The 10,339-nt window shown below is 70.5% G+C and carries 7 protein-coding genes and 1 pseudogene; 1 reads left to right on the forward strand and 7 read right to left on the reverse strand.

The features are described 5' to 3' along the window. Positions 1-48: 48 nt before the first annotated feature. From guaD to uraH, 5 genes are all read right to left on the reverse strand, one after another. Entirely contained in the window at positions 49-1,332 is a 1,284-nt protein-coding gene (gene guaD / locus G5B46_RS10115) for a guanine deaminase (RefSeq protein ID WP_165258318.1), read from the reverse strand. Continuing rightward, positions 1,319-2,341 carry a xanthine dehydrogenase accessory protein XdhC gene (gene xdhC, locus G5B46_RS10120; protein ID WP_165258367.1) on the reverse strand — a complete coding sequence of 341 codons (1,023 nt, stop codon included), beginning with the start codon at positions 2,339-2,341 and terminating at the stop codon, positions 1,319-1,321. Before xdhC ends, guaD begins: the two co-directional genes overlap by 14 nt. Positions 2,342-2,518: 177 nt before the next feature. Further along, positions 2,519-4,867 (reverse strand): xanthine dehydrogenase molybdopterin binding subunit, encoded by a 2,349-nt coding sequence (gene xdhB, locus G5B46_RS10125; protein ID WP_165258320.1) that lies wholly within the window; start codon positions 4,865-4,867, stop codon positions 2,519-2,521. Further along, the gene (xdhA, locus tag G5B46_RS10130) at positions 4,860-6,338 is read right to left on the reverse strand and encodes a xanthine dehydrogenase small subunit (protein WP_165258322.1); all 1,479 of its coding nucleotides are present in this window, start codon (positions 6,336-6,338) and stop codon (positions 4,860-4,862) included. The genes xdhB and xdhA overlap by 8 nt, the downstream gene beginning before the upstream one ends. A 1-nt stretch (position 6,339) precedes the next feature. Continuing rightward, positions 6,340-6,687: a hydroxyisourate hydrolase gene (gene uraH, locus G5B46_RS10135; RefSeq protein WP_165258324.1), complete on the reverse strand. Its 348-nt coding sequence runs from the start codon at positions 6,685-6,687 to the stop codon at positions 6,340-6,342. A 418-nt stretch (positions 6,688-7,105) separates the two neighbouring features. On the opposite strand from uraH, the gene G5B46_RS10140 reads away from it, so the two are divergent. Next, positions 7,106-9,409, forward strand: a complete 2,304-nt coding sequence (locus tag G5B46_RS10140) for an NADP-dependent malic enzyme (RefSeq protein WP_165258326.1) — start codon at positions 7,106-7,108, stop codon at positions 9,407-9,409. A 166-nt stretch (positions 9,410-9,575) separates the two neighbouring features. On the opposite strand, the gene G5B46_RS24380 is transcribed toward G5B46_RS10140, so the two are convergent. Further along, complete coding sequence (locus G5B46_RS24380; protein WP_233245359.1) at positions 9,576-9,770, reverse strand: cold-shock protein; 195 nt, start codon at positions 9,768-9,770, stop codon at positions 9,576-9,578. 120 nt (positions 9,771-9,890) lie between these two features. Then, positions 9,891-10,094 (reverse strand): annotated as a pseudogene (locus G5B46_RS24385) (cold-shock protein); the annotation flags it as partial. Between the last annotated feature and the right edge of the window lie 245 nt (positions 10,095-10,339).

Raw genomic sequence — 10,339 nt, forward strand, 5'->3', positions numbered from 1 at the left:
AGGTGGCCCAGAGGGCCGGAGGGGGCCGCGCATCGCGCGGCCTTTTCCCTATCTGCGATGCCGCTCCACGCCCGCCAGATACGTCCGCGCCACCACCCGGTCGTCGCCCAGCACGGTCAGGGCGAACAGCCGGTCTTCCAGTCCCTTGGCCGCCTTGAGCCGGCGCTCCAGCAGCGGCGTGGCGGCCAGGTCCAGCACCAGGAAGTCGGCTTCCTTGCCCGGGGCCAGGTTGCCGATGCGGTCGTCCAGGTCCAGCGCCCGCGCGCCGCCCAGGGTGGCCAGGTACAGCGCGTGGAACGGATCCAGCGCCTGCCCGCGCAGCTGCCCCACCTTGTAGGCCTCGCCCAGGGTGTGGAGGATCGAGAAGGTCGTGCCGGCGCCGACATCGGTGCCGATCCCCACCTTCACCCCGTGCTGGCAGGCCGTCGGCAGCGGAAACAGGCCAGACCCCAGGAACAGGTTCGAGGTCGGGCAGAACGACACCGCCGCATCCCTGGCCGCCAGCCGCTGGAACGCCTCGCCCTGCAGGTGGACGCAGTGGGCGAACACCGAACGCTTCTGCACCAGGCCGAACCGCTCATAGACGTCGAGGTAGTCGCTCGCGCCCGGAAACAGCTCGGCGGTCTCGACGATCTCGCGCGGGTTTTCCGACAGGTGGGTCTGCATCCAGACGCTCGGATGCTGCGCCAGCACCTGGCCGGCCATCTCCAGCTGGGCGTCGGTGCAGCTGATGGCGAAGCGCGGGGTGACCGCGTAGCCGAGCCGGCCCTTGCCGTGCCAGTCGGCGATCAGCGCCTCCATGTCGGCCCGCGCGCCCTCGACGGTGTCGGTCAGGCCCGGCGGGGCGTTGCGGTCCATCAACGCCTTGCCGGCGATCAGCCGCATGTCGCGCGAGAGAGCCTCGGCGAATAGGGCGTCGACCGAACCCTTGTGCACCGAGCCGAACACCAGGGCCGTCGTGGTGCCGTTGCGCAGCAGCTCGTCGACGAAGAAGCCCGCCGTCTCGCGGGCGTGCTGGGGATCGGCGAAGGCCGCCTCGGCCGGAAAGGTGTGCTGCTCCAGCCAGTCGAGCAGCTGCGCGCCGTGGGCGGCGACGATGTCGACCTGCGGGAAGTGGATGTGGGTGTCGACGAAGCCCGGCGTGATCCAGCAGCCCGAAAGGTCCTCGACCGGAACATCGGCATGAGCCGGCGCCAGCGCGGCGTAGTCGCCGCACGCGACCACCCGCCCCTCGCCGACGACCAGCAGGCCGTCCTCGTGGAAGGACACGGCCTCCCCGCTCTTCGTCGGATCCCCGGTCAGGTGGAGGATCGACGCCCTATACGCTTGCACGAAACCCCTCGTCGTTGCTGGCCTGAGCGGCTTCCAGCCGCATCAGCAGGTCGGCGGCCACCGACACGGCGATCACCTCCGGCGCCTTGCTCTTCAGCCCCGGCAGGCCGATCGGGCAGGTCAGGCGGTTCAGCGCCAGTTCGGAAAAGCCGTCGTCGCGCAGCCGGTGCATGAACCGAGCCCGCTTGGTCTTCGAGCCGATCAGCCCGAGATAGGCAAAGCCCCCGCCGGCCAGGCCCGCCGAGGCCAGCGCGTAGTCCAGCGCATGATCGTGGGTCAGCACGAGGCCATAGGCCTCCGGCGTCGCGCCCATGGCCAGGGCGGCCAGTTCGGCCGGCTCGCGCACGATGACGCCGGGAACCTCGGCCGCCTCGGGGCGGCTGTCGTACCAGAAGAGCTTGAAGGGCAAGGGCGCGAAGGCCCGGGCGATCGCCTGCCCCACATGGCCCGCGCCGAACAGCAGCAGCGGACGGCGCGGCGCCTCGCTGCGCTCGACCAGTTCGTCGCCGAGCTCGGGCCGGCGCCCACGCGCCGCGGCGGGCGAGCCGCCCAGCGCCACGGCCGGCGGATCGGCGTCCAGGGCCGCGATGGGGGCGATGGTCTTGGTCAGCAGGCCCGGATCGAAGCGCGTGCGCAGTTCGAACGGCTGGTCGGCGTCCATCCGGCGCGCAGCCTCGGTCAGCCAGTCGCGGCTGGCGGCCTCGACCCGCTCGATCATCAGCCGCACCCGGCCGCCACAGCACTGGGCCAAGAGCGGCCCCAGCGGATAGTCCTGGATCGCGAAGGCCGCCTGCGAGCCGGTCAGCATCCGCCGCGCCTGGCTGGCCGCCTGGTGCTCCAGGTTTCCGCCGCCGATCGTGCCCGACTGGCCGCCCTCCCAGACCACCATCTTGGTCCCAGCCTCGCGCGGCGCCGAGCCCTCGGTGGCCAGCACGGTGACGAGCGCGGCGTTGTCATTGGCGTCGAGCCGCGACAGGGCCGCGCGCGCCCAGTTCTTGTGGGCGTTCAGCACGACGCCACCTCAAATCCACCTCTCCCATAGGGAGAGGGAGGGGCCCACGCCGTCAGGCGTGGGAGGGTGAGGGGTTTCGATGGCCAGCGGTTTACCCCCTCACCCTCCCACCGCTGCGCGGCGGGCCCCTCCCTCTCCCCTTGGGAGAGGTGTGAAAAGGTGGCGGCATAGACCTCACGCATCGGCCGCCCGCCTCCGCACGTCTTCCACAGCCATCAGCACCGCCTCGGGCGTCGCCGGCGCATCCAGGTTCGGCATCACCTTGTGATCGGCGACCGAGGCCACCGCCCGGGTGATCGCCGAGAACACCGAGATCGCCAGCATCAGCGGCGGCTCGCCCACGGCCTTGGAGCGGTGCACGGTCGGCTCGGCGTTGCGGCCGGGCTCCCACAGGGCGACGTTCAGCACCCGGGGCCGGTCGCTGGCCGTCGGGATCTTGTAGGTCGAGGGGGCGTGGGTCTTCAGCACGCCCTTGGCGTCGTAGACCAGCTCTTCCGTCGTCAGCCAGCCCATGCCCTGGATGAAGCCGCCCTCCACCTGGCCAAGGTCGATGGCCGGGTTCAGCGAGCGCCCCACGTCGTGCAGGATGTCGGCGCGCAGCACCTTGGTCTCGCCGGTCAGGGTGTCGATCACCACCTCGCTGCAGGCCGCGCCATAGGCGAAGTAGTAGAACGGCCGCCCGCGATGGGTCTTGCGGTCGTAGGCGATCTTGGGCGTGGCGTAAAAGCCGGTGGCCGACAGCGAGATCCGCGCCAGGTACGCCTGGCGGCAGAAATCGGGAAAGCTCAGCATCTCGCCGCCGATCCGCACGCCTTCGGGCGTGAAGGCCACCTGCGAGGGATCCACGCCCCACTTCTGCGCGGCGAAGGCCACGAGCCGCCCCTTCAGCTTGCCCGCCGCGTCCAGCACCGCCATGCCGTTGAGGTCCGCCCCCGACGAGGCCGCCGTGGCCGAGGTGTTGGGCACCTTGTCGGTGGTGGTCGAAGTGATCTTCACGCGATCGAGCGGAACCTGGAACGCTTCGGCCGCCACCTGGGCGACCTTGATGTACAGCCCCTGCCCCATCTCGGTGCCGCCGTGGTTCAGCATGATCGAGCCGTCGGCATAGATGTGGATCAGCGCGCCGGCCTGGTTCAGGTGCGTGGTCGTGAACGAGACCCCGAACTTCACCGGCGTCAGGGCCAGGCCCTTCTTGAGAATCGGATTGGCCGCGTTGAAGGCGTCCACCGCCTGCTGCCGGGCCTGGTAGTCGCACGAGCGCGCCAAGTCCTCGATCAGCGCCGGCGCGACGTTGTCCTCCACCACCTGGTAGTAGGGCGTCAGGTTTCGGCTCGCTCCTTCGCCATGGGCGCCATAGAGGTTGCGCTGGCGCACCTCCAGCGGGTCGAGGCCCGCCGCCTGCGCCACAGCGTCCATCACCCGCTCGATCGCGGCCATGCCCTGCGGCCCGCCGAAGCCCCGGAAGGCGGTGTTGGAGACGGTGTGGGTGCGATAGCGGTGCGAGACGATCTCGACCGCCGGCAGGTAGTAGGCGTTGTCGGCGTGGAACATCGCCCGGTCGTTGATGGCCGGCGAAAGATCCGTCGTCGCCCCGCAGCGCGAAGAGAGCTCCAGCCGGATCCCTTCCAGCCGCCCCTCGTCGTCGAAGCCGACGTCGTAGGCGACCTCGAAGTCATGCCGCTTGCCGGTCATGACCATGTCCTCGTCGCGGTCGGGCCGGCACTTGGCCGGGCGGCCGGTCTTGAACGCCACCAGGGCCGCGGCCGCCGCGAACAGCGAGGCTTGCGTCTCCTTGCCGCCGAAGCCGCCGCCCATCCGCCGCACCTCCACCGTCACGGCGTGGTCGGGACGGCCCAGCACGCGGGCGATCAGGTGCTGCACCTCGGTGGGATGCTGGGTCGAGCACCAGACGTGGACGTCGCCCTCCTCGCGCGGGGTGGCCAGCGAGGCCTGGCCCTCGAGATAGAAGTGGTCCTGGCCGCCGATCGCGAACCGGCCTCGAACCCGATTTGGCGAGGCGGCGATCGCCGCCTCGGCGTCGCCGCGCGCCATGCGCTGGCTGGCCTCGATCTTCAGGTCCAGCGCCTGGGCCTCGTCGATCGTGATCGCCGCCGGCAAGTCCTCGTATTCGACCACGGCCTTGGCCGCGGCGGCGCGAGCCGCGGCGATCGAGGTGGCGGCCACCGCGAACAGGCTCTGGCCGACGCAATAGACTTCGCCTTGCGCGAACAGCCTGTCGTCGTGGATCACCGGGCTGACGTCGTTCTCGCCGGGGATGTCGTCGGCGGTCAGCACCAGAACCACGCCGGGCGAGGCCCGAACGGCAGACAGGTCCATCGCCGCGATCCGCGCGTGGGCCCGCGTGCTCATGCCCAGATGCACGTGCAGCATGCCGGCCGGCTCGGGCAGGTCGTCGACATAGATCGCCGTCCCGGTCACGTGGCGCAGGGCGCTGTCGTGCGCGACCGAGGCGTGCACGCCCTGGAACGGGGTCACCTTCAGCGAAGCGCCGGAGTCAGCCATGGGCCGCCTCCGCCAGCACGCTGGTCGCCACGCCGGGCTCGGCGCTCTCGATGAAGGCCCGGACCAGCAGGTTGCGCGCCGCCCGCGCCCGATAGTGCGCCGAGGCCCGCATGTCCGACAGCGGCGTGTAGTCCTCGTCCAGCCTGGCGGCGGCCGCCTCGACGCTTTCGCGCGTCCAGGGCGCGCCCAGCAGCGCCGCCTCGCAGGCGTCGGCCCGCTTGGGCGTGCCGGCCATGCCGCCGAACGCGATCCGCGCCTCGATCACCACCCCGTCGACCACGGTGATGGCGAAGGCGGCGCAGACGGCCGAGATGTCCTGGTCGAAGCGCTTGGACAGCTTGTAGACCTTGAAGATCCGCCCCGCCGGGCCGCGCGGCACGATCACCGCCTCGACGAACTCGCCCGGCTGGCGGTCCTGCTTGCCGTAGGCGATGAAGAAATCCTCCAGCGCGATCTCGCGGGTCTGTTCGCCCCGGCGCAGCACCAGCCTGGCGCCCAGCGCGATCAGGGCCGGCGGCATGTCGCCGATCGGCGAGCCATTGGCGATGTTGCCGCCGATCGTGCCGCTGTTGCGCACCTGGGTCGACCCCAGCCGCCGCATCATGTCCGACAGGCCCGGATAGCGGGCGCTCAGGGTCTCGATGGCCTCGACATAGCGCACGCCCGCGCCGATCCGCAAAGCATCGCCCACCCGGCCGATGGTCTTCAGTTCCGGCACCCGGCCGATGTCGATCATGACCTCCGGCGGCTTCCTCAGCTTGGTGACCCACAGGCCGACGTCGGTGGCCCCGGCCACGAAGGCCGCGTCGGGATTGGCCTCGGCGGCGGCGGCCAGTTCGGCCAGGCTGCGCGGCGCCAGCCAGCGGCGGGTGACCCCGCGCACCGGATCCTCGTGGGTCAGGGTCAGCATGGTCTGGCGCTGGATCGCCTTCAGCGGCGCGGCCACGTCGGGCGCGGGCTCGCGCACCACTTCGCGCGCGGCCTCCAGGATCGGGCCATAGCCGGTGCAGCGGCAGAGGTTGCCCGCCAGCACGTCCTCGACCGGCGCGCCGCCCCCGCAGGCGCCGACGGCCCGGCCGTACAGCGACATGACGATGCCCGGCGTGCAGAACCCGCATTGCGAGCCGTGCTTGTCGATCATCGCCTGCTGCACGGGATGCGGCTTTCCCTCGCATCCGGCCACGGCCTGGGAGGAAAGGCTCTCGACGGTCATCACCGCCTTGCCGTCCAGCATCGGCAGGAACTGGATGCAGGCGTTGACCGCCCGCCAGTTGACCGGATCCAGATCATCGCCGGTGGTCAGCTCGCCCACCAGCACGGTGCACGAGCCGCAGTCGCCCTCGGCGCAGCCCTCCTTGGTTCCGGTCCGGCGCAGCGGCCCGCGCAGGTGCTCCAGCAGGGTGGTGGCCGGGTCGACGCCCGCCGCCTCCCGCACCTCGCCGTCCAGCAGGAAACGGATCGTTCCGCCCATCTCAGCTGCCCCGGTAGGTGGAATAGCCGAACGGCGACACCAGCAGCGGCACGTGGTGATGCTGGGCCGCGTCGGCCACGGCGAAATCGATCGTCACCACGTCGAGGAACGGCGGATCGGAGACCTTGGCCCCGCTGCCGGCGAAATAGGCGGCGACCTCGAACTCCAGGCGATAGCCGCCGACTTCCAGCGCCTCGCCCTCGACCAGCCGCGCGCGGCCGTCGGCGTCAGTGAGCGTCGCCTTCAGGAGGACCGGCGGCCCTTCGATGCGGCGCAGCACGCGCACGGCCACCCCGGCGGCCGGACGGCCGGCGGCGGTGTCGAGAATATGGGTCGTCAGGCCGCTCATCGCTCTTGCTTCCTCGCGCCCTGCAGTCTCGTGGTCATCATACGCTCTTTCGCCTTCCCCCGAAGGCTGGAACCGTCCGCCGCCCCTGTCCAGCGTCGCCGGTCCCGCACCGGCCCCACGGCGCCCGCTCGCCGCCGGTTCGCCCAGCCTCGCGGCGCCCAGCGCCCGCCGATTGAGCGTATATAAGTCTTTTATTACTTACCAGCGCTCGACCGCAGGTCGTCCCGCGCTCGCGCACCGACGCGTCCTGGCCGCAGAATCGCAAAAAATGGGCCCAGGACGCTGCGTAAGGTTGGAAATGCGCGGCCAACCCCGGTAGCTACACGGCCAGACGGGCCGCGAGCGTTCGCCATCCGACGAGCGCGAAAAGACGGCCCGCTTTCACAGCGCTGCGCAGAACACCCGCGAAGGATCGATGATGGACGAGGATTTCCGTAAAGCCGCCCTGGACTACCACCGGCTGCCGCGGCCCGGAAAACTGCAGATCGAGGCCACCAAGCGGATGGCCACCCAGCGCGACCTCGCCCTGGCCTACTCCCCCGGCGTCGCCGCCCCCTGCGTGGCCATCGCCGAGGATCCCGATCTCGCCCGCGACTACACCGCCCGCGGCAACCTGGTGGCCGTGATCTCCAACGGCACCGCCGTGCTGGGCCTGGGCGACATCGGCCCGCTGGCCTCAAAGCCGGTGATGGAGGGCAAGGCCGTCCTCTTCAAGAAGTTCGCCGGCATCGACGTCTTCGACATCGAGGTCGACGCCAAGGATCCCGACCGCTTCATCGAGGTGGTGGCCGCGCTCGAGCCCACCTTCGGCGGCATCAACCTGGAAGACATCAAGGCGCCGGAGTGCTTCGTCATCGAGCGCGCCCTGCGCGAGCGGATGAACATCCCGGTCTTCCACGACGACCAGCACGGCACCGCCATCGTCTGCGCCGCCGCCGTCCGCAACGCCCTGCTCGTCCAGGGCAAGGCCCTGAAGGACGTCAAGCTGGTCACCTCGGGCGCCGGCGCCGCGGCCCTGGCCTGCGTCGACCTGCTGGTCTCGATGGGCCTGCCGGTCGAGAACGTGACGCTCACCGACATCAAGGGCGTGGTCTACGCCGGCCGTGATCCGGACATGCCCGAGAACATGGCCCGCTACGCCCGTCCGACCGACGCGCGCACCCTGCCCGACGTGCTGCCCGGCGCCGACATCTTCCTGGGCCTGTCGGCTCCGCGCGTCTTCAAGCCCGAGTGGCTGCCGCTGCTGGCCGAGAAGCCGCTGATCCTGGCCATGGCCAATCCGGATCCGGAGATCCTGCCCGAGCTGGTCTACGCCGACCGCCCCGACGCCATCATGGCCACCGGCCGCAGCGACTATCCCAACCAGGTCAACAACGTCCTCTGCTTCCCGTTCATCTTCCGCGGCGCGCTCGACGTCGGCGCCTCGGAGATCAACGAGGCGATGAAGGTGGCGGCCGTCGAGGCCATCGCCGAGCTCGCCCGCGCCGAAGCCAGCGAAGTGGTCGCCAGCGCCTATGGCGGCGCAGCCCCGATGTTCGGCGCCCAGTACATCATCCCCAAGCCCTTCGATCCGCGCCTGATCCTGCAGATCGCCCCGGCCGTGGCCCGCGCGGCCATGGAGACGGGCGTGGCCACGCGCCCGATCGCCGACTTCGACGCCTACCGCGCCGAGCTGGAGCTGTTCGTCTACCGCTCGGGCCAGCTGATGCGCCCGGTGTTCGAGCGCGCCCGCAAGGCCACCAAGGCCGCCAAGGTCCGCGTCGCCTACGCCGAGGCCGAGGACGAGCGGGTCCTGCGCGCCGTGCAGACCGTGGTCGACGACGGCCTGGCCGCGCCGGTGCTGATCGGCCGCCGCGACGTCATCAAGGCCAAGGTCGCCGAGATGGGCCTGCGCCTCGACCTGGGCGGCGGCGTCGAGATCCTCGACCCGCTGGCCGACCACGAGGTGTTCGAGCCGATCGTCGGCCAGTACCAGAACCTCGTCGGCCGCCGCGGCGTGCCGCCCCTGGCCGCCAAGCGCCGCGTCGAGGGCCGCCGCACGGTGGCCGCCTCGATGCTGTTGCAGACCGGCCATGTCGATGCGGCCCTGGTGGGCGGCAGCGGCGACTGGTGGCAGCACATGACCTACGTGCTGCCGATCATCCCCAAGCGCGAGAACGTCGGCCGGGTCTACGCCATGTCGTCGCTGATCCTCGACAACGGCACGCTGTTCTTCTGCGACACCCACGTCAATGTCGAGCCGACCGCCGAGCAGATCGCCGAGATGACCCTGCTGGCCGCCGAATCGGTGCGCCGTTTCGGCCTGACGCCCAAGGCGGCCCTGCTGTCGCACTCCTCGTTCGGCGCCAGCAACTCGCCGACCGCCCGCAAGATGCGCGAGGCCCTGTCGATGGTGCGCGCCGCCGCGCCCGAGCTCGAGGTCGACGGCGAGATGCACGCCGACGCCGCCCTCTCCCAGGCCCTGCGCGACCGCCTGGTGGGCGACAGCACACTGAAGGGCTCGGCCAACCTGCTGGTCATGCCCACCCTGGACGCGGCCAACATCAGCCTGACCCTGCTGACGGCCGCCACCGAGGCCCTGCTGGTCGGCCCGATCCTGCTGGGCATGAGCCGCCCGGTGCACGTGCTGACGCCCAGCGTCACGGCCCGCGGCATCGTCAACATGACCGCCCTGGCTGTGAACCAGGCCGCCGCCGAGCGCGCCGCCGCCCAGGGCCTCTGATCCGGTCTCCCGGCGGCTTTGGCCGCCGGGGACTTCAGTCGAGACCGCAGAACGCGAAAAGGCCCCGCCGGAGCCTCCAGCCATCCCAGGATGACGGAGGCCCCAGCGGGGCCTTCTTGCATTCAGGCGTCAGGCGCCGACCGCGAGCGATCGGCGCGCGTGAGGCTTAGAGGATGCGCAGATTGCCGGCCGAGGTCTTGCCCGAGCGACGGTCTTGCTCCAGCTCGTAGCCGACTTGCTGGCCTTCGTTCAGGCCGCGCAGGCCCGCACGCTCGACGGCCGAGATGTGCACGAAGATGTCGCCACCGCCGTTGTCCGGCTGGATGAAGCCGAAGCCCTTGGTGCTGTTGAACCACTTCACGACGCCCGTACCGGCTTCGCCGGTGCCGCCGCCGCCGCCGTAGCCGCCGCCGCGCGGGGCGTCGAAGCTGCGTTGCGGACGACGCGGAGCGCCGCCGGCCGGAGCGGCGCCATGGCCGGTCACACGCAGGTTGCCGGCCGAGGTCTTGCCCGAGCGGCGGTCCTCTTCCAGCTCATAAGCCACTTGATCGCCTTCGTTCAGGCCCGACAGGCCCGAACGTTCAACCGCGGCGATGTGGACGAACACGTCCTGGCCGCCGTCCTCGGGCTGAATGAAGCCAAAGCCCTTGGCCGGGTTGAACCACTTAACGACACCGTTCGCCATCTTATCCTCAAAACCTCAATCGACGGGCCAATTGCCGGCCCGCGTCCTTCCACAGCAACTCATGACGCAAAACTGCGGCACGCGCTATGGCCTTTGCACGGAGAATATGGACGGGAGGCGGCCACAGGCCAGAAAAATTCGCGCGCGGCGGCCCGCCTGTCGCCAAAATACCACTATGGGTGGTAAACGCGGACGTCAAAAAAGGCCGACACGACCGTATCGACCTTCAATTCGCCTGCGGGAGT

The organism is Caulobacter sp. 602-2 (assembly GCF_011043625.1).
Classification (GTDB): domain Bacteria; phylum Pseudomonadota; class Alphaproteobacteria; order Caulobacterales; family Caulobacteraceae; genus Caulobacter.